The following is a 23325-nucleotide window of genomic DNA, read 5'->3' as shown; positions in this document are numbered from 1 at the left end:
TAAATGCAAATATTTCGCAAGGAGAATGAAAAATGACGGCTGTTGTTGCAAATAGTCCGAATAAAGAACAAATCCCCAGCGTGGGGTGGTGGGCTGGTAATGCTCGCTTTATCAACTTATCGGGTAAATTACTCGGTGCTCACATTGCTCATGCAGGGTTAATTACCTTTTGGGCAGGGGCAATGACGCTCTTTGAGTTATCTCGCTATGTTCCCAGTGAACCGATGTATAAACAGGGATTGATTTTACTCCCCCACTTAACGACCTTGGGCTTTGGCGTTGGTAGTGGAGGAGAGGTCATTAGCACCTATCCCTATTTTGTCATTGCTGTGTTGCATTTGATCTCTTCTGCGGTTTTAGGCGCAGGTGGGGTTTATCATGCGCTCATTGGTCCAGAAGTGTTACCGCAGGATAAACAACGGTTTGCTGGCTTTTTTGGCTACGACTGGCAAGATAAAGATAAAATGACCACGATTTTGGGGATTCACTTGATTTTCCTCGGAATTGGTGCGTTTCTCCTCGTTTCCAAAGCGATGTTTTGGGGCGGTATTTTTGACCCCTGGGCGGGTAGTGATGGCGCTGTGCGTGTCGTCAGTAACCCCACACTCAATCCCCTAACCATCTTTGGTTATCTCTGGGGTCAACACGGCTGGGAAGGTCTCGCTGCGGTAGATAACTTAGAAGATGTGGTCGGCGGTCATCTTTGGATCAGCATAATTCTCATTGCTGGTGGTGTGTTCCATATTTTGACCACTCCCTTTGCTTGGGCGCGACGGGTGCTGTTTTATTCGGGAGAAGCATATCTTTGTTACAGTCTCGGCGCGATCGCGTATATGGGAATTTTAGCAGGGTACTTCGTCAGCGTGAATGACACCGTTTATCCCGAAGTCTTTTTCGGCGTTGCGGGTAACTGGGAAACCACCAGTGGGGTTGTTTCTGCACGGGGTTGGTTAGCCAGCTTCCACTATGCTTTAGGTGTCTTATTTTTACTAGGTCACCTTTGGCACGCCATTCGCGTCCGTGGTGCATTTGCGGGGTTTGATTTCAAGCAAGGTGATGTTATTCGTGCCTCTCAAGAAATCGCAGAAGGTAACTTAGCGACTCCCGTTAATGCCAATGATATTACCCTCAAATTTGTTGCGAATCTCCCCATTTATCGAGATGGTTTATCTCCTTTAATGCGGGGATTAGAAATTGGCATGGCACACGGTTACTGGTTAATTGGTCCCTTTGCTGTTTTAGGACCTTTACGTAATAGCGAGTTTGGTTTATTAGCAGCTTTAATCAGTGCTTGTGCGTTAATTGTTTTGCTGACAGTTTGCCTTTCTTTATATGGCACAGTTTCTTTGGAAAAACGTTTAGAAACCTCTCCTCGTCCTAACTTTTCGCGAACCGTTCCCAATGTTCCTGCTGGCATTAAAACTAGCGAAGGTTGGAGTTTATTTAGTGGTGGATTTCTTGTTGGTGGCGTTGGTGGTGCAATTTTTGCTTACCTCCTCCTCGACAAATTTGTTAGTTTAGTTTTCTAAATTCCTACTAGTAAACAGTCATTTTCCTTGTCTTCTTTTTCTCAGGGGACAAGGATATTGCTCTGTCAATTTTTAAGCAGAAAAAACAATAAAAATAGTTGACAAAATATAGCAATTAGCTTTAACTTAAAAAAAAGAAAGCAATCACGTCTGTACATTATTGATCCAAAATGAATACTTGTCTTTGCTGTCGAGGGCAACTTTTACATCAAGTGAGTTCCAGTCGAAGGTATTGGTTTTGCCCGAATTGTCGGCAAGAAATGCCAAGGCAAATGGAACGGAAATCATTAATTACAAAATAGTGAGTTAAGGAGAGAAATACATGGCAAAAATTGGATTATTTTTCGGTTCGACAACTGGCAATACTCAGGATATTGCAGAACGAATTCAAGCTGAGTTTGGTGGTGACGATGTGGTAACACTTCATGAAATCTCGGAAGTAGAAGAAGATGAGTTTGCTGATTATGAAAATATCATCATTGCTTCTCCCACTTGGGATATTGGTCAGTTACAGAGTGATTGGGAAGGATTCTATCCTGACTTAGACGAAATTGATTTTAGTGGAAAAAAAGTTGCTTACTTCGGCGCTGGTGACCAAGAAGGATATGCGGATAACTTTCAAGATGCGATGGGCATTTTAGAAAGTAAAATCTCAGAATTAGGCGGAAAAACTGTTGGTTACTGGTCAACAGATGGCTATGATTTTAATGAATCGCAAGCCTTGAGAAATGGCAAGTTTGTTGGTTTAGCACTAGATGAAGATAATCAAGCTGATTTAACTGATGAAAGAATTAGTGCTTGGGTTAAGCAATTAAAAGGCGAGTTTGATCTTTAAAGCTGCATTGTAGGGTGGGCATTGCCCACCCTACCAATATTTCTTGACCAACGGTCAAAGTAATCCAACAAGACCCTTGCTGGTGTTGGGTTTCGTAACCTTAACCCAACCTACGTTTTGAATCTTTTGTCAGCCTTTCACTACCTTTAATTGAGTCGATCGCGCAAGGATTGAAAAGAGAGACTATGGTTTTACAAATAATTTGCTTCTGCTTGACTTGGGGCTTCATTTTGTTATCAGTGTGGAGTGCTTGTCGAATCGCTATTAAAGGAAAAAATAATCTCAAGACTTTACACCAAATTCCTTGTAGCCGTTGTGCATTTTTTACTAATGACTATCGCTTAAAATGTACAGTTAATCCCTATCAAGCGGGAACTGAGTCAGCAATTGGCTGCCGAGACTTTGAACCGAAATCAGAAAGCAAAGCATCTTGTTTAAGTTGTTCCAAAAACAACTTTTATCAGGCAAATATCTAACACATATCTAGGAAAAATAATTAATGATGTTACAAGAACCAATTGCCGTTTGGCTCACGCCTAATCCGATGTTTCATCCCTTTCATTCTCCTTTATTAAATTCTCTTTCTCAATTGGGATCAATTGCCCATTGGGAATATTTACAAAACCAAGATGAGGGGTCTTGTTTAGAGAATGCTTTCGAGTCTCTACAGGACTATTTAGAAACTGTATCCCAACCGATTCATCTGATTGGACATGGCTTAGGAGGTTGGTTAGGATTACTCTATAGTCGTCGCTTTCCTGCAAAAGTTCAATCTTTAACCTTATTAAGTGTCGGGGTTGACCCTGCTTTAGATTGGCAGGCGTATTACTACAGTTTATATAAACACTTACGCTGTCCCAAGCATATTATTTTAGAGCAGATGGTCTATAACTTATTTGGAGACCAAAATAAAACCATGACTCGTTATTTATTAGAAGTGTTACGACGAGATTTATTGTCGTCTCCTTCTCCTCATTCTCTCTATCAACAAATTAATGGTGAAAAAGGTGGGGTTGATGTTCCGTTATTCGTGTGTGGGAGTGAAGATGATTTAGTCGTGTCACCGACTGCGATTAAAAGCTGGAATTGCTACTTTCAGTCAGGACAAGATCAGGTCTGGTTAATCCCCTATGGACATCATTTTTTCCATTATTTTTATCCCTCTGTTGTTGCGCCACAAATCCTAAAATTTTGGCAATCAAACGAGAAAACGTCTAAAACTTATGCTTCATCATTTTTGCTAGAACAGACGAACTAAAATCTTGATCAAACCACTCTCAAAACTCTCAAAGCAGACAATCACGCTGACAAACTGTTATAAGTGGGAGAGTAACATCGTTTGTATTGTACGAGAGAGAACCTGTGGTCTTCCTTACCCAAAACACCAGTCGCCAACGAGAAATTTTAGAAGTTGTTTTCCGCAACGGTTGGGACTATATGCGTCGCTTGCTTACAGTTGGGAAAGCAGAAGCCCCTGAACTCCCAACGCCAACTGTTCTTCGCAACATTCTAGTCGATTTAGGACCGGTTTATGTCAAATTTGGACAGCTACTGAGCACTCGTCCCGATATTATCCCCCCTGATTATATTGAAGCCCTCACGGCTCTACAAGCAAACGTTCCCCCTGTTCCTTGGGTGAATATCGAAACCCTGTTACGGGAACAATTAAAAGCCCCAGTGGATCAAATTTTTTCTGAGTTTAACAAAGAACCGGTTGCTGCTGGCTCGATCGCGCAAACTCATCGGGCGACCCTCGCTAATGGACAGGAAGTTGCAGTTAAAGTTCAACGCCCAGGCATTGATACGGTTGTCGAACAAGATATTTCTCTGATTAAAGGAATTGCAGAATTAGTCGCCCGTACCGATTTTGGGGAAGACTATGATGTAGTTGCCTTAGCGGAAGAATTTACAAACGCTCTGCGTGCTGAACTTGATTTTACCAAAGAAGCGGGCTATACCGATCAACTGCGCCGTAACCTAGAAAATAGCACTTGGTTTGATGCGAAACAAGTGGTTGTTCCCGCAATTAATTGGGACATTACCACCGAAAAATTAATGGTGATGGAGTGGCTTGATGGTGCTCCCATTTTAAAGGCTGAATTGCCAAAAGTACAGGAAGAAAAACGTCGTCAAGAAATAACAACACTTCTCTTTCGAGTCTTTTTCCAACAGATTTATATTGATGGTTTCTTTCACGCTGATCCCCATCCTGGAAATGTTTTCTACCTTGATGATGGACGACTCGCGTTAATTGATTGTGGGATGATTGGTAGATTAGATCCACGGACACAACAAATTTTAACAGAGATGTTGTTGGCGATTGTGGATATTGATGCCCAACGCTGTAGCCAACTCACTCTCGAATTATCAGAAACTGCTAATTCTGTCCAGTTAATCAACCTCGAAAATGACTATGATCGGATGCTGCGAAAATATTATAATCTCAGTATTTCCCAAATTAATTTTAGTGAAGTGTTCTATGAAATTTTAGAAGTTTCTCGAAATAATAATGTTAAACTTCCCAGTAACATGGGGTTGTATGCGAAAAGTTTAGCGAACTTAGAAGGGGTCGCCAGAGGCTTTAATCCTGATGTGAATTTACTTTATGAAGTCCGACCGTTAATGACGGATTTATTTCGTAATCAAATCTTAGGAAATAATCCGATTCCGACGCTTTTAAGAACAACCCTAGACTTAAAAAGTTTATCCCTACAGGGACCGCGCCAACTCGAATTATTATTAGATCGCGTCACCTCAGAAACTCTCAGTTGGAATTTCAAAATTAAAGAATTAGATCCCTTACGGAGAAGTTTAGATGACTCAGCGAATCGTCTATCATTTAGTATTATTGTTGGCTCTTTGATTATGGGGGCTGCAATTATTTCTTCTAATGCCCAAACCCCTCAACTTTCTCTGATTAGCAATATTTTGTTTGCTGCTGCCAGTTTTATTGGCTTTTGGCTGTTAATCAGTATTTGGCGATCGGGACGGCTGAAGTAAAATGATGGGGGTGCTGAATCTATTGATATAGCAGTTTTCACTCTCATGAGGTACATCTAAATTTTTGTTCTTCGTTCTTTGTTCTTTGGTAACTGGTCACTGATAACCAATCACTCGTGTACCGATACATTTATGCTGACAATTGCTAACAATAGCCCGCAACACATAAGTAGTAGGGTGGGCAATGCCCACCCTACCCCCAGTTTTCTAATGACAAATGACCAATAACGAATGACTAAATCAACGGGACTGACGGGATTCGAACCCGCAACTTCTGCCGTGACAGGGCAGTGCTCTAACCGGTTGAACTACAGTCCCTTGCTGTAGAAATCCTATGATTGATTTAATGAGGCGCTGTTGTCCTAAAAAAGACGCGCTTTTCGCTCTCGGAAGTCTCCCTTCATAGGAAAAAGAAGACCTGAATGTCAAGAGCGGGACTGACGGGATTCGAACCCGCAACTTCTGCCGTGACAGGGCAGTGCTCTAACCGGTTGAACTACAGTCCCCTACAGCGCGAATACTATAGTAGCGATTATTTTTGGCTTTGTCAAACATTTGAGCACAAATTTTTCTAATTTCTGCAAAACAGAGATAATGGAAGAGAAACAGCAAGGGAACAAATGCAGATGAACATTAGAGTGGGCAACGGTTACGACATTCATCAACTGGGAGAAGGTCGTCCTTTAATGATCGGTGGTGTGAAGATTGACCATCACCTTGGCTTAGTGGGACATAGTGATGCGGATGTGCTGACTCATGCGATCATGGATGCAATGTTAGGGGCATTAAGTTTAGGAGACATTGGTCATTATTTTCCGCCCTCTGACCCAAAATGGGCGAATGCAGATAGTATTGAACTGTTGAAGGAGGTAAAAGGGGTAATGAGAGATCAAGGCTGGTCAGTGGGCAATATTGATGCGGTTGTGGTTGCCGAGAAACCCAAATTGAAACCCCATTTAAAAGCCATGCGCGATCGCGTGGCGCAAACTTTAGAAATTAATTTAGACCAAGTGAGCATCAAAGCAACCACCAATGAAAAAATGGACGCAGTAGGACGAGAAGAAGCGATTTCTAGTTATGCCGTGGTTTTATTAATGAGCAATCCATGACAGCCTCTCGTCAGTGATAGAATAATCACAGTTCAACCTGCTCTTTCTATGGCTACTCTCCACTCAACAACGATCCGCCGTTTACTGAAACTCCCTCAAAGTAATGCTGTTTGGGAGGGAGATCGGAGAAACTTACATCCATTTCACGGCGAAGAAGAAGACGCAAGAGAACATCATAAAGACTGCGTGATTTGGGTAGATAGTGCAGAAGGAATGGTGCGGGGGATGGAAATGGTGTCTCCGCAAGCAGGAATGGAAGCTGTGGTTCGCACCCTGTTACGGGCGATGGAAGTCCCCCAAGGCTATGGGAAAGCCTGTCGTCCGCAAAAAGTGGTGGTGCGCGATCGCGAGATCCAATTTTTCCTCAGAGGAGTCCTACAAGAATTAAACATTAAAATTGAGTACGCATCTGATCTGCCCCTGATTGAAGCTCTGTTTCAAGGTTTAGCAGAAACCAGTGATGATCGTCCGCCACTACTACCAGAGGAGTATGCCCAACCCTTGCTCAAAACGGCTCAAGAAATCTGGAATAATCCACCTTGGGACGTTTTAGATGATAGTGAAATTATCACGGTTGAATTTCCAGATTGGGACATCGACCCCCTTTATCTTTCTGTGATGGGAATGTTGGGGGCTGAGTATGGAATTTTACTCTATCGCTCCTTTGAATCTCTGAAAACCTTTCGCTCCCAAATGTTTGAAGGGGAATCAATGGAAGACCTGGAAACCGCTTTCTTGCAACAAGATTGTTGGTTTCTCAACTACGACCTCCCTGAAGAAGCAGAAGACACAGACGATCTCAGTAACATCCAACCCGAGCCTCATTTTGGTAGTGTTAACCCCTATGAAGGTTTACGTCCTTACTTCGGAGAAGATGAAGCAGCAGTGGTCTATGTTGCTTTGAAAGCCTTGCAACGGTTTATCCAAACCAACCAATCCCAACTCGAAAATGAGTTTGAACGGGAAATTGAAAATCACTACCAAATTCAACTACCAAAAACGATCAAAAAGCCCACATCCGTTGCGGTGACAGTTGCAACCAGCCCAGAGCTCGAAACTGAATTGATTGATTTATTGGAGTTGGAGGAAGGAGAAGCCTTAAACGACCTTGAAGAATTGGAATTTTCATCTCCCATTAAAGAAGATTTAGTGCCCCAAGACTCGTTTCTGAGTATTGGTATGATGTCCTGGGAGATGATTACAGAAATGCGAAACAACGAGAAACAGCTTTATCAGTCTTTGGGGGTTTCTGAAAAAGGGGAAGGAATGCCGATCATTTTGATTCAAACCTCTCGTCCGAAAGCGAAGGAAATGATTGAGCACATTCAGCACTCTGGCGGACTTCATGGGATTGGTTTTAATACAGGAGAAGACCCCATTACCGATACCCTGTATGATTTGGGAATTGTCCAAACGGGTAATGGTGAACTCTACTTATTTGGAGAATTTGATGAGGATGATCCCACGCATCTCAAGGCGCGACAACAGTGGGAAAAACGCTGTCAACAGACGCAAGGATATTGTGGGTTACTCATTGCCAGAGGTTTCAAGGGAGCTTCTCGGGGACAACCGCAACTGCGAGATATGATGGCACTTTTTGAAGCGAAAGCCCTCTCCCCAGAAGAACTAGGATTAGGCGTTTTACAGTTAATGGAGTAAGCGTTCCACAGAAATAACTACGTCGGGAAAGGAAACAGGATTAATTGTTCCTGTGGTTAAAGTTATCTCAACCGTATAATCCGCAGCGATCGGTTCGCGAAATACTTTTAACGTTTCTTGTTTTAAATCTCTGACCCAATATTCTTGAATACCAGCAGCAGCATAAGTTTTCCGTTTGACGGTGAGGTCTTTTTCTAAGCTGCTGTTAGAAAACTCGATCAACCAAAAGATATTTTCAGGATAGGGATGATGTTGTAGATATTCTCGCCCTAAAGGTTCAACAATCGCTAAATCGGGTTCAGGTTGAGAATCACTACTGGGAATGGTAATCGGTGCAGCTTCTCGGATCACTGCTTGACCTCTCAAGGGGTGGGTTAAATAATCTTTGGTTGCAGTGCAATAATAGGCATGAGGTTTTCCCTCTGGGGACATTTCAACAATTTCTCCATTTAGAAGTTCAACTCGGCGATCATCAAGTAAGCCCACTTCAATCATCCGTTCATAATCATCAATTGTCCACTTCGCGATCGTTAAACTCATCTCCATTTCCTCCTAGATTTCGGATCGATTTTTCTCATCGAAAAAATGAGACTTAAATCTTTAATCAAATAAGCGTTCCACAGAAATAACCACGTCGGGAAAGGAAACAGGATTAATTGTTCCTGTGGTTAAAGTTATCTCAACCGTATAATCCGCAGCGATCGGTTCGCGAAATACTTTTAACGTTTCTTGTTTTAAATCTCTGACCCAATATTCTTGAATACCAGCAGCAGCGTAAGTTTTCCGTTTGACGGTGAGGTCTTTTTCTAAGCTGCTGTTAGAAAACTCAATCAACCAAAAGATATTTTCAGGATAGGGATGATGTTGTAGATATTCTCGCCCTAAAGGTTCAACAATCGCTAAATCGGGTTCAGGTTGAGAATCACTACTGGGAATGGTAATCGGTTTTGCTTCTCGAATAGTTGCTTGATTTCCTAAAAGTCGAGTTAAGTAATCTTTCGTTTCCATTCGGTAATACGCATGAGGTTCACCTTCTGGGGACATTTCAACAATTTCTCCATTTAGAAGTTCAACTCGGCGATCATCGAGTAAGCCCACTTCAATCATCCGTTGATAATCATCAATTGTCCACTTCGCGATCGTTAAACTCATCCCAGTTTCCCCCTAGATTTCGGATCGACTGTTTCTATCTTAAAATTCTAAAAGGGATCTTAAGAATAAGGAAAAATTAACGAACGAATGATCAATCATCAGGTAGAACCAGCGTTATTGGTATTAGAAGACGGAACCGTGTTTCGAGGGAAATCTTTTGGTGCAAAAGGAACTACAGTCGGGGAAGTGGTATTTAATACGGGAATGACAGGCTATCAGGAAGTTTTAACCGATCCCAGCTATCGCGGACAAATTATTACCTTTACCTATCCCGAACTCGGAAACACAGGGGTCAATCCTGAGGATGAAGAGTCGGATTCCCCACAAGTGCGAGGAGTAATTGCGCGAAATGTCTGTTATTTTCCCAGTAATTGGCGATCGCGCACCTCTGTTCCCAACTATCTCACCGAACATAACATCCCTGGTATTTATGGTATCGACACCCGCGCCCTCACCCGCATTTTACGCTCCTCTGGCGCAATGAATGGCGCAATTTCCAGTGAAATTCTCGATGAACAAGAACTTTTAGCCCAAGTGAAAGCAGCCCCCTCGATGTTGGGTTTAAACCTGGTTAATGAAGTAACCACGAAAGATGTTTATGAATGGTCTGATCCCACTGTGGAAAGTTGGGAATTTCGCCCTGTCATGCAAGCAGAGGATTCCACCCCTTTAACGGTGGTCGCCATTGATTTTGGCATTAAACGGAACATTTTGCGCCGTCTGGCGAGTTATGGCTGTCGTGTGATTGTTGTTCCTGCAAATACTCCCCCAGAAACGATCGAGCAGTATCATCCTGATGGGATTTTCCTCTCCAATGGTCCTGGAGACCCCGCAACGGTAACAGAAGGAATCGAAACCACTAAAGCCCTCCTCAAAGGCGGAAAACCCATGTTTGGGATTTGTATGGGACATCAAATTCTTGGACTGTCTCTGGGTGCAGAAACCTTTAAACTGAAGTTTGGACATCGCGGACTCAACCAACCTGCAGGCTTACAGCAAAAGGTAGAAATTACTAGCCAAAATCATGGTTTTGCGGTAACTGAGGAGTCATTACAAGCCGATGTTGAAATTACCCATCTCAATTTGAATGACCGCACGGTTGCTGGGTTACGCCATAAAACCTTACCCATTTTTTCCGTCCAATATCATCCTGAAGCCAGTCCAGGTCCTCATGATGCGGATTATTTATTTGCTCAATTTGTCGCCTCCATGCGGGAACATCGGAAAAAGTAGCCTCTTTCTAAAAAACGCTAGGGTGAGAGGATTAAACGGGAAAAATATGCTAATATACACTATCTGTTAAAGGTTAGTTCTGAGAGCTAACTTTTCCTGTATATTGTCGTTATCGCTCATTATTTGTTAAGCACAAAGGAGGGTATTATTCCTGAACCACTCAACTTAACCGTTAGTTTGCGCGGAACGCGGGAAATTCAAGACAATTGCCAGATTTTTCGTTTAACTGGCTTGCTTGATGCGTTTTCCGAACCAACATTTGCGAAAGTCATTGGGAAGTATATTGAAGAAGGGCCGAAAAATATTATTTTGGTGCTCTCCCAGATTGATTTTGTCGATAGTTCTGGCTTGGGCGCGTTAGTCCAACTTGTCAAAAAAGCTCAAAATGAAGGAGGAGGTTTACAAATTGTAACCAATGCACGGGTGACGCAAACGGTGAAACTCGTCCGTTTAGAAAAATTCCTTTCTTTACAACCGAGTCTAGAGGCTGCTTTGGAGTCTTTAAAGTAAGTTAGTTAACTTTGCATTCCTTGTCATTTTAGAAAAATTCCTTTCTTTACAACCGAGTCTAGAGGCTGCTTTGGAGTCTTTAAAGTAAGTTAGTTAACTTTGCATTCCTTGTCATTCATTTAACCTCAGGACAAATTTGACACCGCAAACTCATCAAACCAATTATTTTGATTCCGAAGTGGAATTCTTTTCCGTAGTGGGGGGACTGCACAATCTACCCCCGCTTGAACAGATTTCACCAGCAGGATTGGCTTATATTGGTGATGCTGTTTATGAGCTTTATGTTCGTTTATATTATTTATTGCCACAAAAAAATATTTCTGACTATCATCAATTGGTAGTTTCCGAAGTACGAGCCGAAAATCAAGCGCAACAATTAGAGGCTTTACTCCCTAATTTAACGGAATCCGAACTTCAAATTGTCAAGCGAGGACGGAATGCAGCGACCAAACGTCCCCGTCGGCTCTCTGCTAAGATTTATCAACAAGCAACCAGTTTAGAAACCCTGATCGGATATCTTTTTCTGCGCGATCGCGATCGTTTGCAATCCCTCCTGTTATCGTTACAAGAGAGGCAATCTTCTGATAACAGTTAATCAGCTACAACCTATCATCATCCCATCATATTGATATGAGTGAAAAACCTCGGAAAGGAAAACCAAAACCGAAGGGGAAAAAGCCTTTCCCTGTTTCTCGTCGTCCTAAAATTAAACAACCGACAACGCCTCAACCCGAAGAAAAAACAACGGAAAATACGGAAAATGATGATTTGATTTATGGTCGTCATACTGTCCAAGCTGCATTAGAAGGTCATCGTCAACTGAATCGGATTTGGATTACACCCAGACTGCGTTATAATTCAACGTTTAACCCTTTGTTACAAACGGCAAAGAAACAAGGCAGTATTATTGATGAAGTGGGGGTTGAACGTTTAAATCAGATTACCCATGGCGCAAATCATCAAGGCGTTGCAGCCCAAGTCGCGCCTTATCCCTATTGGGAATTAGCAGAGTTGATCGAAAAAGCCCAAGCAGTGACCGATAAACCGATCATCATCGCAGCAGAAGGGATTACTGATCCCCATAACTTAGGGTCAATTATTCGCAGTGCTGAAGCTCTGGGCGCACAGGGAATTGTGATTCCACAACGGCGAGCAGCAGGGATTACCTCCACGGTGATGAAAGTGGCTGCGGGGGCGTTAGAATATCTCCCTGTGGCGCGAGTGGTGAACTTTTCTCGGGGGTTGGAAGAATTAAAAAAAGCTGGGTTTTGGGTCTATGGGACGGTTGCAGAAGAGGGTCAATTGATTTCTCAAGTGAGTTTTGATCACTCGGTGGTTTTGGTTGTCGGTGGAGAAGCCCAAGGATTAAATCTGTTAACGCAACGTCACTGTGATGAGTTGGTGACAATTCCGTTATTCGGAAAAACTGAAAGTTTGAATGCTCATATTGCTAGCGCGATCGCGCTGTATGAAGTGTCTCATCGTCGCCAGAAAAAAACCTTAAATCTTTCTGAGGGGTCTAGTAAAAATTAATAGAAACTCCCAAGATTAAATACGGTAGAATTATTTGAGACCGACTCAATCGCGTCATAAACATGGAAGAATTCATCCTATCAATCCTAGATTTTTTGGGTCAAGCCTGGTGGGTCGAGATTAAAACCGAATCTCCCAAATGCACTTACTATTTTGGCCCCTTTGTGAGAAAACGAGAAGCAGAAGCCGAAAAGTCGGGCTATATTGAGGATTTGCAGGGAGAGGGGGCAAAAATTGTCTCTCTGGAGGTGAAACGCTGCAAGCCCACCATCCTCACCGATGATCAGGAAACCGAGGAAGCAGAGGATGATGACGCAACTGGGGAGCGATTTCCGAGTTTAAGTGGACATGGATTTAAGTCTTTTCACGAGTAATAGTGACTGTGATTTTCCCGCCAAAGTTAGGAATGGGAGGGGCGGGTTTCGAGAGTTCCACACACACCTGTTGCACTAAATCCAATTGTAAAATGGCTTGCGCGATCGCGTGGGCGAGTTTTTCAATTAAAGCAAATTTTTCCGTTTCAATAATTTGTTTGACTTGCGCGATCGCGCTTCGGTAATCTAAAGTGTGCCTAATCTCGTCACTGTCTCCCGCAAGAGATAAATCAACCCCGAGCGTTAAACTCACCTCAAACCATTGTCCTAACACTTGTTCTTCGGGCAAAAAACCAGTATAACCATAGCAACGGATATTCTCAATTTTGATCGTGTCCATAAATGTTTAACATCTAACAATCAACCTGTATTTTAATATATAGCGTTTCCTAGTTGGTTGAGGTACGTAATGCGAGTCGGTGGATGTTCATGGTTCATGGTTCGTGGTTCATTGATTAACAACCAACAAAGAACGAAGAACAAAGAACAAAGAACCAAAATTTAGAATGTACCTCATGAGATTGGGAAGTGCTATAGTTATGTCCCTGTTTATGAAAATATTATTAATTTCCATTCTTAGTTTCTTATTTTAAGATGAATAACAAATAACGAATTATAATGAGTATCGCCCGAACCATCTGTCTTGGTTTTATCGCCGTTATTTTAATCGGAACATTATTATTAATCTTACCTTTTACGACTGCGGATGGCAGTTGGAATGATCCCATTACTGCATTATTTACAGCGACCTCTGCCGTTTGTGTAACGGGTTTAGCCGTCGTGGATACGGGAACTTATTTTTCCTTTTGGGGACAACTGACCATTCTATTATTAATTCAAGTGGGAGGATTAGGGTATATGACCACCAATACCTTCCTCTTATTTTTGATTCGTAAAAAGTTCGATTTTCGTCAAAAAGTTGCCATTCAAGAATCCTTTGATCGTCCCTTTCTCCAAGGAAGTACAAACCTCCTCATTTCTATTGTGGCAACCACCCTCCTTTTTGAACTTACTGGCTTCTTTTTCTTACTTCCCTTATTTTCTGATCAACCCAATCCCACTTGGTTAGCTCTCTTTCATAGTATCAGCGCTTGGAATAATGCTGGCTTTAGTTTATTTAGCAATAGCTTAATGGACTATCAATCTTCAATTTCCATGAATATTATCATTCCATTTTTAGTAATTTTTGGGGGCTTAGGATATCAGGCAATTTTTGAAATCTTTCTCTGGATTAGACAACAATTTAATCAGCTTATCCTACGAAAAAATGCAGAAGCATTTGATTTCTCTCTCAACTCTAAAATTGTTATAGATACCACCATTATTCTCCTCATTTTAGGAACGATTGCGTTTTTCTTTACTGATTTTAGTAATAATAATATTTTTGGTTATTTTTCTTTCAAAGACCGTTTACTGGGAGCATGGTTTCAATCAGTAACAACGCGCACAGCAGGGTTTAACACCGTTCCCCTTGAAACAATGACCGATGCAGGATTATTTATTACCATTGCCTTTATGGTCATTGGCGCAAGCCCCAGTGGAACGGGTGGCGGATTAAAAACAACCACCCTACGGATTTTAATTAATGGGACGATTTCCACATTACAAGGAAAAACCGATGTCATTATTTATAAACGCCGTGTCCCTGTTAACTTAATTCTAAAAGCATTAGGGGTCTTATGTGCTTCAGTGACATTACTCAGCTTAGTGACAGCATTAATCGCCATTACTGACCCCGCATTGAGCTTTATTCAAATTTTCTTTGAAGTGTGTTCTGCTTTTGCCACTGTTGGACTTTCAACAGGAATTACCAGTAGTTTATCTCCTTTAGGAAAACTGATTATTGTGGTCACGATGTATATTGGTAGAGTCGGTGTTTTAATTGTTATTAATACGTTAGTCCGAGAATCTCGACCCAGTGCAATTCAGTATCCAGAAGAAAACTTGTTAGTGGGATAATTTAAGATCGGGAAGAGAGGGAGAGGGGGAGAACAAAGAACAAATAACTAATAATGTAAAGACGTTCCATGGAACGTCTCAACAAATAACAAAGAACGAATCACAAAACCGTGGATATTAAAGCATCATTAAAAATATTCAATCAACTTCGCCATCAACCGCAAGAATTTGCTGTAATCGGGTTAGGGCGGTTTGGTCAAGCTGTTTGTCGAGAACTGCGAAAATTAGGCTGTGAGGTTTTAGGCAGCGATCGCGATGAAAAATTAGTCAATCAGGCTTTAACTGATAAAATTGTCTCTCATGCCATTGAGTTAGATTCAACAGAACCAGCAGCCCTGAAAGAAGCAGGAATCTTTGAATTTGATGTCGTGATTATTGCCATTGGCGATTATGTGCAAGAAAGCATTATCACCACTCTCAACGTCAAAGAAAATGGGGTGAAGTATGTGGTGGCAAAAGCGTCTTCTCATATTCATGGTAAACTTTTGAAGCGAGTTGGTGCTGATCGCGTTGTCTTTCCAGAAAGAGATGCGGGATATGAACTCGCCCACGCCCTCGCCCAACCAGCGATTTTAGAGAAATTTGAGCTCGATCCCGAACACAGTATTGTTGATATCCAAATTCCCGCAGCCTTTGACGGACGCACTTTAGCCGAGTTGGAATTAAGAAATCGCTACGGCTTAAATGTCATCGCTGTGAAATATGGGGAAAAATTTGAAATTAATCCCACTCCCAACTATAGGCTAGTGAAAGGATCGCAAATGATCGTTGTCGGATCAAATCAGGATATTAAACGTTTACCCACCGACTCTAACCAGCAGCACATCCAATCGGACGAAGCAGGGGAATTAGAGCAAGGCGTTTGACACTCCAACGGCTTAAAGCGCGTTGGATTCTTGGTTCTGCGACGATGCTTGCTTTGACAGGACAAGTCCTACCAAAGTAGAGGCTTCATCTCCCCAAGCGTAAGTTCCCTCGTGCCCCGAGGTACGTAATCCCTTCTTTAAGATGTTGATAGCTGCGTTTTCATCCCTATCTAGTTGACACCCACATTTACAGGTGTGAGTGCGGGTTGATAGAGATTTCTTAACCACACGCCCACAGCTAGAACATTCCTGACTGGTATAGTGAGGCGGGACGGCTACCGTCACCTTCCCGAACTTCTGAGCGAAATACTCTAACCCGACTCGGAACTGATACCAACCAACATCAGATATGGATTTAGCAAGGTTATGATTTTTGACCAAGTTCTTAACCTGCAAGTCTTCGTAGGCGATGAAGTCGTTAGACAACACGACGCAACGCGCAATTCTCCTTGCGTGTTCTCGGCGTTGCCTACTTATTCTCAGGTGTTTCTTGGCTAGTTTCTGTCTTGCTTTTTTGCGATTAGATGAGCCTTTTTGTTTTCGAGATAGACGACGCTGAGAGCGTTTCAACTCCTCCTCTCCTTTACGGAAGAAGCGAGGATTGGGTTGTTTATGCCCTTTGCTGTCTGTGTAGAAGTCGGTTAACCCCATGTCAAGTCCAATGGCTTGCTGAGTTGGCTCAACATCTTCAGTTACATTAACGTTAATGCAGAACTGACAGTAGTAGCCGTCAGCCCGTCTAACTAACCGCACTCGTCTAATCTGCTGTTTCGAGTAGAAATAGATATCCCGACTCCCGATTAATTTAACTCGACCAATACCATTACCATCAGTGAACGTGATGTGCTTTTTGGTGTTAGGGTCGAGCTTCCAACCAGTTGTTTTGTATTCAACGGATCGGTTATTTTTTTGGTATTTGGGATATCCTTTCTTCCCAGTTACTTTCTTCTTGCAATTGTCAAAGAAGCGACTAATTGCTGACCATGCTCTTTCTGCAGCAGACTGCCTTGCTTGAGAGTTGAGCCTTTTCGCCCATTCAAACTCTTCAGCGAGGAGTTTGCACTGCTTATTCAGATCATATTTAGTCGCACCATGATTGTCTTCCCAGTAACGAAGGGCTTTGTTTCGGATGAACTGAGTTGTCCGAATTGCTTCGTCAATGGCAATATATTGAGTTTTCTTGGCTTTGACCTTGTACTCAATGACAATCATGGTTTAAGCTGGTTGAATTAGCTGAAATTAATGTAGCACAAATAGGTCTAGTATGTCAAGCTCAAGGTATCGAACCCTTTCGCTTGACTCGCCTTATATCCAAGGGCTAAAGCGGATTGGTTTTACGGCGACTTCTATAATGATTATTAGTTATTAGTTATTGGAATCTTCATGATCACCAGAGGTTAACCCTCTTCTCCCAACTGCCTCTCCATCTTTAGAATGATTAGGATAAAAATCAAACAAAATATCGGTTGTCAACCCCTGTCAAGAACCTCTCAGAAACGTTAACATAAATTAATATACCGAGCAGATAATAATGGCGCGTTCATATTCCCCATCCATAATAAGGAAATAGAGTCGCACCTCGTATCGTGTCAACCTTGGAGGTTAAGCGTGAATAACAAAAATAATAATAAAAAATGGCGCAATGCTGGGCTTTATGCACTACTGGCGATTGTAGTGATTGCTCTGGCGACTGCGTTCTTAGATCAAGAGCCACAAACGCAAGCTACGTGGCGTTATAGTGAATTTGTTAATCGGGTGGAAAACGGTAATGTGGAAAGTGTTCGCCTCAACAGCGATCGCTCGAAAGCCATCGCAACCGCACAAGATGGTCAACAAGTCCAAGTTACTTTACCCAACGACCCACAATTAATTGATATTCTCACGGAGAATAACGTTGATATTTCCGTGCAACCCGAAAGTGATGACGGTTTCTTATTCCGCGCTCTCAGCAGCCTCTTCTTCCCCATTCTCTTGTTAGTGGGATTATTCTTCTTACTGCGTCGGGCGCAAGGCGGTCCCGGTTCGCAAGCGATGAACTTTGGGAAATCCAAAGCGAAAGTGCAAATGGAACCCCAAACCAACGTCACCTTTAACGATGTCGCGGGAATTGAACAAGCCAAGTTAGAGTTAACTGAGCTTGTAGATTTTCTGAAAAATGCAGAACGCTTCACTGATGTCGGTGCAAAAATTCCAAAAGGTGCATTACTAGTGGGCCCACCTGGAACAGGTAAAACGCTCTTAGCCCGTGCTGTGGCTGGGGAAGCAGGTGTTCCTTTCTTCTCCATCTCTGGTTCTGAATTTGTGGAAATGTTCGTCGGGGTTGGCGCATCTCGCGTCCGTGACCTATTTGAACAAGCCAAATCGAACGCGCCTTGCATCATCTTCATTGATGAAATTGATGCTGTTGGTCGTCAGCGCGGTGCTGGCTTAGGTGGTGGTAACGATGAACGGGAACAAACCCTCAACCAGTTACTCACCGAAATGGATGGCTTTGAAAGCAATACTGGCATTATCATTATTGCTGCGACAAACCGTCCTGATGTCTTAGACCAAGCGTTAATGCGTCCAGGTCGTTTCGACCGTCAAATTGTGGTGGATCGCCCCGATTATGCAGGACGTTTAGAAATCATGCAGGTTCACGCTCGTGGTAAAACCTTAGCCAAAGATGTGGACTTAGAAAAAATTGCCCGTCGGACTCCTGGCTTTACTGGTGCTGACTTAGAAAACTTACTCAACGAAGCAGCGATTTTAGCAGCCCGTCGCAGCCTCACTGAAATCTCCATGGATGAGGTCAATGATGCCATTGATCGCGTTCTCGCTGGTCCTGAGAAGAAAGATCGCGTCATGAGCGAAAAACGCAAAGCATTAGTGGCTTATCACGAAGCGGGTCACGCTTTAGTGGGTGCGTTAATGCCCGACTATGATCCAGTCCAGAAAATCAGCATTATTCCCCGTGGCGCTGCGGGTGGTTTAACTTGGTTTACCCCCAGTGAAGAACGCTTAGACTCTGGACTCTATTCTCGTTCTTATCTGCAAAACCAAATGGCTGTCGCGCTAGGTGGTCGTATTGCGGAAGAAATTATCTTTGGTGATGATGAAGTGACCACAGGGGCTTCTAATGACCTGCAGCAAGTGGCGCGAGTTGCCCGTCAAATGGTGACTAGCTTAGGAATGAGTGATCGTTTGGGTCCGGTGGCGTTAGGTCGTCAAAATGGTAACGTATTTATGGGACGTGATATTGCCTCGGATCGCGATTTCTCTGATGAAACCGCAGCAGCGATTGATGAGGAAGTTCGTAACTTAGTGGAACAAGCCTATCGTCGTTGTAAAGATGTGCTGGTGTCTAACCGTCATATCTTAGATGAGTTAGCCCAAGCGTTGATTGAGCGTGAAACTGTTGATGCGGAAGAATTACAACGGATGCTCAATGAAAATGAAGTGAAAATGGCAGCGATCGCGTAATTTTCTCTGACATTAAACACGAAAGCGGTCATCGTAACAGGTGACCGCTTTTTTAATATCCTCATGATGAGGTTGTAGGGTGGTTGACATACTCACCGCCCTAGAAGGACGGTGATTCTTCGGTCTTCACAGATTCCGAATTACTGGTTCAGCGACACCACTTACTGATTTAAGTTTCCCTGAATCAACAGAGGTGGGAGTCTCCCCAGTCGTTTCCTATGCACGAGGCAGTTCCCCAAGGCAATTGGGTACTTTTAGACAATCAAAACTTATTGTTGATTGGTTTAATCTCGGCGAGAGATCAAGGTTTTTAGACTGGTTGAATACCTTTCCAGCGTTTTCCTATATTAACACAAGAACTCCCTAAAGGGAGGGGCTTTAAACCCGTGATTTAATGGTAATGCCTACCCTACAAAGCGGTATAACATCACCGAACAGACAAAAAACAGATTAAACAGACACTTTCAAGCTACTGGGTTGTCCCCAGTTTCCTTCCACTTTTACCCCCCGTCCATTGCTATGGAGATGGCGAATAATTTTATAGATCACTTCCACTTTTTCCTCAGCATTGACTTTTTCAGCAATTTCAGACAAAGACAGTGACCCGCTTTCTGCTTGTAACACCGCAACGACATCACGCTGTAGATCTAAAACAGAGGCTGCTGCTTTTTTCCCAGCTTCTACCCCTGGTTGGTGGTAAGCGTTGATATTAACCAGAGAAGCATATAATCCCACAGCGCGTTCATACAAGGCAATTAATGCGCCAATGGTACGCGGTGTGACCTCATCAACTGTAATCGTAATGGAATCCCGATGATTTTCATACAAAGCGAGGCGTGTTCCTTGCAGTAACCCAGAGAGAAAATCACCTGCGGTTGCGCCCGCTTCCACTTCTGGGGATGTTCCCTCACGGTCTTTCAAGACTTCAATAAACGTGGCAAAAAAGTTGGGGACTCCTTCTCGTAACTGTTGCACATAAGCGTGTTGGTCGGTACTGCCTTTATTCCCATAAACCGCAATTCCTTGATAAACGGTATTGCCATCTAAGTCTTTCTCTTTCCCTAGCGACTCCATCACTAACTGCTGCAAGTAGCGAGAAAAGAGACTGAGGCTATCCTTATAAGGAAGGACAACCATATCTTTTTCTCCCTTCCCGTTACCCACGGCATACCAGGCTAAACTTAATAGTGCTGCTGGGTTTGTTTTGAGTTCTGGCTTGCGAGTGAGGGTATCCATTGCTTTTGCCCCTTCCAGCATGGCATCGATATCAATCCCTTGTAATGCTGCTGGGACTAACCCCACAGCAGACATTTCCGAGGTGCGTCCCCCCACCCAGTCGTGCATCGGAAAGGTTGTGATCCAACCTTCTGTTGTTGCCATTTGTTCCAGTTTTGACCCTTTTCCCGTAATGGCGACAGCATGAGACCCAAAATCAAGGTTTTGCGCTTGGTAAGCTGCTTTCACTTCCACCATCCCATTGCGAGTTTCTGGTGTTCCCCCAGACTTGGAAATGACAAGAACAAGGGTTGTTGCAAGCCGATCGCGCATTTGGTCTAAAAGATGATCAATCCCAGCCGGATCCGTGTTATCAATAAAATGTAAGTTTAAGGTAGCCTCCAATGGCGCAAGGGCTTGAGATACAAACTGCGGTCCCAATGCTGATCCACCAATGCCAACGGAAATGACATCTGTAAAGCGGGTTTCTTGGGGGGGATGGATATAACCACTGTGAACCTGTGCGGAAAAGGTTTTAATTTTTTCTAGGGTCTCGGTAATTTCCGCTTTCAATTCTGCATTGGGGGCGAGATCGGGGTTGCGTAGCCAATAGTGACCCACCATGCGGTCTTCATCTGGATTCGCGATCGCGCCCGCTTCTAAATCTGCCAGATCCTGAAAGGCTTTTTGAAACTGGGGTTGCATCTCCTCCACCAACTGATCCGAGAAGCGCATCCGACTAATATCTAGATAAAAGTTTAAGTCTGGGTCGTAATAGAGCCAGTCTTGATAGCGTTGCCAAAGTTGGGCGTTCTCCATAAGTCCTCTTCTATATTTATCTGCATTCGCTCATACTCGTTAGTTTATGACAATCCCTAGAAAAACTGATAATGCTGTTTTTCCTCTGGCGGTCAACTGGAAACGCCAATTGTCCAAAGGCAGGGAGTTTTTGCCGATTTGCGCGATCGGACTGGTGCTGTTTTCGTGAGCCATGTTTCGATCCAGTTCCTTGTTGATCGGTTAATCTCATCCTAATTAGCCCCCTTGCCAAAATCTGATCACTGTACACTTTCACTCACTAGATTGAGAAGAAAGCCACATCAAAAACCTTACTGTTATTGTCGTGAAAGCAAGCTACGGCAAGGGGTAAGCAACCCCAATGATCCTGCAGAACAGCCATTAATTGAAATGGCAACAGGCTATTAAAATCCCTTAAATTCTCTCAATGAAATTTAGAGGCTGACTTGAAAAAAACTTATTAATTATCTTGCTCAAAAACGAGACAGTCAAGGCATACAGATCCTAGAATGTGTGGAGACTTTACATTCCATAATAATATTAAGGACACTGTTACATGACCGCTGCTGAGCTAGATCCCCCATCCCAACTCTCATCAGAGACAACTCTCGAAAAAGAACTCCTAGCTGTCCCAAACTACAATCAGGATACGATAAGCCACTTAGAAAATGAGAATGAGCTTAACGAAACGTTACAAAATCCACCTGATGTCGTGATCAGCAGTTGGCGGGTGAAACTACAAATTGGTTTTGCTTTTCTCAGTTTCATTCTGATTGGGGCGAATGATGCTGTTATCGGCATTTTGCTTCCTCGTTGGGGCAATTATTACCAAGTAGATAAAACCACCCTTAGCTGTGCCTTTCTCGCGGGTTCGGTCGGTTATCTGATTGCTGCTTTAAACAGTAGCTTTCTTTCCCGAAAATTAGGGAACGTCAAGTTTCTCTTGCTCGGGAAAATGAGCTTTCTCTGTGGTATCTTAATCTTTTGCTGTCAACCTCCACTTTATATTCTCCTTGGTGTTCCTTTGTTACTGGGCTTTGGGGCTGCGATTCTCGAAGCTGCTTTAAATGCTCATTTAGCCAAGCTACCGAATAAAACCGCCCTTCTCAACTATCTTCATGCTTTCTATGGCGTGGGAGCTTTACTCAGCCCTTTTCTGGCTTCACAACTGTTAGCTGCTGATTGGAGTTGGAATGTCATCTATTGGGTATTAGGTAGCGTTAGTCTAGCACTATTAATCAGTATTCGAGGCATCTTTACTCAAGCCGATCAAGAACAAGTTGAAACTGAAACTTGTGCAGAAAATACCTCACCAGAAAGCCCCTTAAAATTTCGTTTGGTTTGGCTATTTGCATTCTTTTTACTCTTCTATGCCGGTACAGAAATTAGTCTCGGTCATTGGAGTTATAGTTTTCTCACTGAGTATCGCCAGGAAAATACTGAGTTAGCGGGTTGGCTAGTCAGTGGTTATTGGTTAGGATTGACCGTCGGACGAGTGGCGATTGCACCCCTAGCCAATAAATTAGGCAGTAAAGGAATTATCAATACGTGCTTAATTGGTGTTGTCTGCGGGCTATTTATCTTTCACTTGATTACTTTAAGTCTAACCAGTGGCTTTGGTTTGCTCTTAACTGGATTTTGCTTGGGCCCCATTTTACCCACTGGCTTTGCATTTCTCTCCAATGTTGTTCCTGCTCATCTGCTGATGGGATCAATTAGCTTTATCGCCAGTTTAAGCAGTTTAGGAAAAGCCCTTTTCCCTTGGCTCGCTGGTAATGTTGCGGAAGGATTTGGACTAGAAATGTTCTTACCTTATGTCATCATTCTTGCTGTCGCTATGGTTGCTTGTTGGGTCGTGGTGCTTACCCGATCTCAAGGACAAACAACAGTTCAAACAGCAACTGATTCAGTGCCTTAAAAAATAATGTTGATCTCTAATTAAAAATCCCCACACCCTCAGAGTGGAAAGGGGATTTTTTAAGTTCATATTACAGATCATTCAAAAATCTTGTAGCACTTGAAAGATAACTGGACATTAAGGGTAGCTTGTTGTTAAATAGAAGCAATTGAGCATTGATGAGCTCAAATAAT

Annotated in this window: 22 protein-coding genes, 2 tRNA genes and 1 pseudogene; 17 read left to right on the top strand and 8 right to left on the bottom strand. The window is 43.0% G+C overall.

Annotation, left to right across the window (positions count from 1 at the left end; translation table 11 throughout):
• Positions 1 to 32 precede the first annotated feature (32 nt).
• The 6 genes and pseudogenes from PCC7418_RS17760 to PCC7418_RS17740 all read left to right on the top strand — a co-directional run.
• Positions 33 to 1040, top strand: a pseudogene (locus PCC7418_RS17760) (chlorophyll a/b binding light-harvesting protein); the annotation flags it as partial.
• Between the two features lie 21 nt (positions 1041 to 1061).
• Positions 1062 to 1529, top strand: coding sequence for a photosystem I reaction center subunit XI (locus tag PCC7418_RS21275; RefSeq protein ID WP_235620815.1), 468 nt, complete (start codon positions 1062 to 1064; stop codon positions 1527 to 1529).
• A gap of 322 nt (positions 1530 to 1851) precedes the next feature.
• Complete coding sequence (fldA, locus tag PCC7418_RS17755; protein WP_015227568.1) at positions 1852 to 2364, top strand: flavodoxin FldA; 513 nt, start codon at positions 1852 to 1854, stop codon at positions 2362 to 2364.
• Positions 2365 to 2549: 185 nt separating this feature from the next.
• Positions 2550 to 2840 carry a hypothetical protein gene (locus PCC7418_RS17750; protein WP_015227567.1) on the top strand — a complete coding sequence of 97 codons (291 nt, stop codon included), beginning with the start codon at positions 2550 to 2552 and terminating at the stop codon, positions 2838 to 2840.
• A gap of 23 nt (positions 2841 to 2863) precedes the next feature.
• On the top strand, positions 2864 to 3622 hold the full coding sequence (locus PCC7418_RS17745) for a hypothetical protein (protein ID WP_015227566.1): 759 nt from the start codon (positions 2864 to 2866) through the stop codon (positions 3620 to 3622).
• Between the two features lie 104 nt (positions 3623 to 3726).
• The gene (locus PCC7418_RS17740; protein WP_015227565.1) at positions 3727 to 5364 is read left to right on the top strand and encodes an AarF/ABC1/UbiB kinase family protein; all 1638 of its coding nucleotides are present in this window, start codon (positions 3727 to 3729) and stop codon (positions 5362 to 5364) included.
• Positions 5365 to 5608: 244 nt separating this feature from the next.
• Here the strand turns inward: PCC7418_RS17740 and PCC7418_RS17735 are convergent.
• A tRNA-Asp gene (locus tag PCC7418_RS17735) sits at positions 5609 to 5682 on the bottom strand.
• Between the two features lie 114 nt (positions 5683 to 5796).
• A tRNA-Asp gene (locus tag PCC7418_RS17730) sits at positions 5797 to 5870 on the bottom strand.
• A gap of 120 nt (positions 5871 to 5990) precedes the next feature.
• Between PCC7418_RS17730 and ispF the strand changes: the two genes are divergently transcribed.
• Together ispF and PCC7418_RS17720 are read left to right on the top strand one after the other, a co-directional pair.
• Complete coding sequence (gene ispF / locus PCC7418_RS17725; RefSeq protein WP_041596323.1) at positions 5991 to 6473, top strand: 2-C-methyl-D-erythritol 2,4-cyclodiphosphate synthase; 483 nt, start codon at positions 5991 to 5993, stop codon at positions 6471 to 6473.
• 48 nt (positions 6474 to 6521) lie between these two features.
• Positions 6522 to 8132 (top strand): DUF6930 domain-containing protein, encoded by a 1611-nt coding sequence (locus PCC7418_RS17720; RefSeq protein WP_015227563.1) that lies wholly within the window; start codon positions 6522 to 6524, stop codon positions 8130 to 8132.
• Here PCC7418_RS17720 and PCC7418_RS17715 read toward each other — a convergent pair.
• Together PCC7418_RS17715 and PCC7418_RS17710 are read right to left on the bottom strand one after the other, a co-directional pair.
• On the bottom strand, positions 8121 to 8672 hold the full coding sequence (locus PCC7418_RS17715; protein WP_015227562.1) for a Uma2 family endonuclease: 552 nt from the start codon (positions 8670 to 8672) through the stop codon (positions 8121 to 8123). The two genes, PCC7418_RS17720 and PCC7418_RS17715, sit on opposite strands and share 12 nt — an antisense overlap.
• A 60-nt stretch (positions 8673 to 8732) precedes the next feature.
• Entirely contained in the window at positions 8733 to 9284 is a 552-nt protein-coding gene (locus PCC7418_RS17710; RefSeq protein WP_015227561.1) for a Uma2 family endonuclease, read from the bottom strand.
• Positions 9285 to 9371: 87 nt separating this feature from the next.
• Here PCC7418_RS17710 and carA point away from each other — a divergent pair, with 87 nt between their 5' ends.
• The 5 genes from carA to PCC7418_RS17685 all read left to right on the top strand — a co-directional run bounded on the left by carA (position 9372) and on the right by PCC7418_RS17685 (position 12934).
• A complete protein-coding gene (gene carA, locus PCC7418_RS17705) occupies positions 9372 to 10517 on the top strand; it encodes a glutamine-hydrolyzing carbamoyl-phosphate synthase small subunit (protein ID WP_015227560.1) in 1146 nt (381 codons plus the stop codon).
• A gap of 123 nt (positions 10518 to 10640) precedes the next feature.
• Positions 10641 to 11027 (top strand): STAS domain-containing protein, encoded by a 387-nt coding sequence (locus PCC7418_RS17700; RefSeq protein ID WP_015227559.1) that lies wholly within the window; start codon positions 10641 to 10643, stop codon positions 11025 to 11027.
• 136 nt (positions 11028 to 11163) lie between these two features.
• Positions 11164 to 11622, top strand: a complete 459-nt coding sequence (locus tag PCC7418_RS17695) for a Mini-ribonuclease 3 (RefSeq protein ID WP_015227558.1) — start codon at positions 11164 to 11166, stop codon at positions 11620 to 11622.
• A 35-nt stretch (positions 11623 to 11657) separates the two neighbouring features.
• A complete protein-coding gene (gene rlmB / locus PCC7418_RS17690) occupies positions 11658 to 12560 on the top strand; it encodes a 23S rRNA (guanosine(2251)-2'-O)-methyltransferase RlmB (protein ID WP_015227557.1) in 903 nt (300 codons plus the stop codon).
• Positions 12561 to 12622: 62 nt separating this feature from the next.
• A complete protein-coding gene (locus PCC7418_RS17685; RefSeq protein WP_015227556.1) occupies positions 12623 to 12934 on the top strand; it encodes a DUF1816 domain-containing protein in 312 nt (103 codons plus the stop codon).
• Here PCC7418_RS17685 and folB read toward each other — a convergent pair.
• Positions 12915 to 13274 carry a dihydroneopterin aldolase gene (folB, locus tag PCC7418_RS17680; protein WP_015227555.1) on the bottom strand — a complete coding sequence of 120 codons (360 nt, stop codon included), beginning with the start codon at positions 13272 to 13274 and terminating at the stop codon, positions 12915 to 12917. The genes PCC7418_RS17685 and folB overlap by 20 nt on opposite strands.
• Positions 13275 to 13552: 278 nt before the next feature.
• Between folB and PCC7418_RS17675 the strand changes: the two genes are divergently transcribed.
• Positions 13553 to 14893 carry a TrkH family potassium uptake protein gene (locus PCC7418_RS17675; RefSeq protein ID WP_015227554.1) on the top strand — a complete coding sequence of 447 codons (1341 nt, stop codon included), beginning with the start codon at positions 13553 to 13555 and terminating at the stop codon, positions 14891 to 14893.
• Positions 14894 to 15003: 110 nt separating this feature from the next.
• Positions 15004 to 15759, top strand: coding sequence for a TrkA family potassium uptake protein (locus PCC7418_RS17670; RefSeq protein ID WP_015227553.1), 756 nt, complete (start codon positions 15004 to 15006; stop codon positions 15757 to 15759).
• 12 nt (positions 15760 to 15771) lie between these two features.
• On the opposite strand, the gene PCC7418_RS17665 is transcribed toward PCC7418_RS17670, so the two are convergent.
• Complete coding sequence (locus PCC7418_RS17665; protein WP_015227552.1) at positions 15772 to 16971, bottom strand: RNA-guided endonuclease TnpB family protein; 1200 nt, start codon at positions 16969 to 16971, stop codon at positions 15772 to 15774.
• A 396-nt stretch (positions 16972 to 17367) separates the two neighbouring features.
• On the opposite strand from PCC7418_RS17665, the gene ftsH3 reads away from it, so the two are divergent.
• Positions 17368 to 19221 (top strand): ATP-dependent zinc metalloprotease FtsH3, encoded by a 1854-nt coding sequence (ftsH3, locus tag PCC7418_RS17660; RefSeq protein WP_015227551.1) that lies wholly within the window; start codon positions 17368 to 17370, stop codon positions 19219 to 19221.
• 450 nt (positions 19222 to 19671) lie between these two features.
• Here the strand turns inward: ftsH3 and PCC7418_RS17655 are convergent, their stop codons facing one another.
• Positions 19672 to 21255 carry a glucose-6-phosphate isomerase gene (locus PCC7418_RS17655; protein ID WP_015227550.1) on the bottom strand — a complete coding sequence of 528 codons (1584 nt, stop codon included), beginning with the start codon at positions 21253 to 21255 and terminating at the stop codon, positions 19672 to 19674.
• Positions 21256 to 21294: 39 nt separating this feature from the next.
• Positions 21295 to 21429 carry a hypothetical protein gene (locus tag PCC7418_RS21190; RefSeq protein ID WP_255348266.1) on the bottom strand — a complete coding sequence of 45 codons (135 nt, stop codon included), beginning with the start codon at positions 21427 to 21429 and terminating at the stop codon, positions 21295 to 21297.
• Between the two features lie 361 nt (positions 21430 to 21790).
• Between PCC7418_RS21190 and PCC7418_RS17650 the strand changes: the two genes are divergently transcribed.
• Positions 21791 to 23152 (top strand): sugar MFS transporter, encoded by a 1362-nt coding sequence (locus PCC7418_RS17650; protein ID WP_015227549.1) that lies wholly within the window; start codon positions 21791 to 21793, stop codon positions 23150 to 23152.
• Positions 23153 to 23325: the final 173 nt, after the last annotated feature.

Source organism: Halothece sp. PCC 7418 (genome assembly GCF_000317635.1).
Taxonomy (GTDB): Bacteria; Cyanobacteriota; Cyanobacteriia; order Cyanobacteriales; family Rubidibacteraceae; genus Halothece.
This window is presented reverse-complemented; position numbering and strand designations above follow the sequence as displayed.

Coding starts and splice junctions, on each gene's coding strand:
- PCC7418_RS21190 (WP_255348266.1), bottom strand. CDS start 21,429: ATGGCTCACGAAAACAGCACCAGTCCGATCGCGCAAATCGGCAAAAAC.
- PCC7418_RS17710 (WP_015227561.1), bottom strand. CDS start 9,284: ATGAGTTTAACGATCGCGAAGTGGACAATTGATGATTATCAACGGATG.
- PCC7418_RS17750 (WP_015227567.1), top strand. CDS start 2,550: ATGGTTTTACAAATAATTTGCTTCTGCTTGACTTGGGGCTTCATTTTG.
- PCC7418_RS17720 (WP_015227563.1), top strand. CDS start 6,522: ATGGCTACTCTCCACTCAACAACGATCCGCCGTTTACTGAAACTCCCT.
- rlmB (WP_015227557.1), top strand. CDS start 11,658: ATGAGTGAAAAACCTCGGAAAGGAAAACCAAAACCGAAGGGGAAAAAG.
- PCC7418_RS17745 (WP_015227566.1), top strand. CDS start 2,864: ATGATGTTACAAGAACCAATTGCCGTTTGGCTCACGCCTAATCCGATG.
- PCC7418_RS17655 (WP_015227550.1), bottom strand. CDS start 21,255: ATGGAGAACGCCCAACTTTGGCAACGCTATCAAGACTGGCTCTATTAC.
- folB (WP_015227555.1), bottom strand. CDS start 13,274: ATGGACACGATCAAAATTGAGAATATCCGTTGCTATGGTTATACTGGT.
- carA (WP_015227560.1), top strand. CDS start 9,372: ATGATCAATCATCAGGTAGAACCAGCGTTATTGGTATTAGAAGACGGA.
- PCC7418_RS17715 (WP_015227562.1), bottom strand. CDS start 8,672: ATGAGTTTAACGATCGCGAAGTGGACAATTGATGATTATGAACGGATG.
- PCC7418_RS17685 (WP_015227556.1), top strand. CDS start 12,623: ATGGAAGAATTCATCCTATCAATCCTAGATTTTTTGGGTCAAGCCTGG.
- ispF (WP_041596323.1), top strand. CDS start 5,991: ATGAACATTAGAGTGGGCAACGGTTACGACATTCATCAACTGGGAGAA.
- PCC7418_RS17675 (WP_015227554.1), top strand. CDS start 13,553: ATGAGTATCGCCCGAACCATCTGTCTTGGTTTTATCGCCGTTATTTTA.
- PCC7418_RS17665 (WP_015227552.1), bottom strand. CDS start 16,971: ATGATTGTCATTGAGTACAAGGTCAAAGCCAAGAAAACTCAATATATT.
- PCC7418_RS17650 (WP_015227549.1), top strand. CDS start 21,791: ATGACCGCTGCTGAGCTAGATCCCCCATCCCAACTCTCATCAGAGACA.
- fldA (WP_015227568.1), top strand. CDS start 1,852: ATGGCAAAAATTGGATTATTTTTCGGTTCGACAACTGGCAATACTCAG.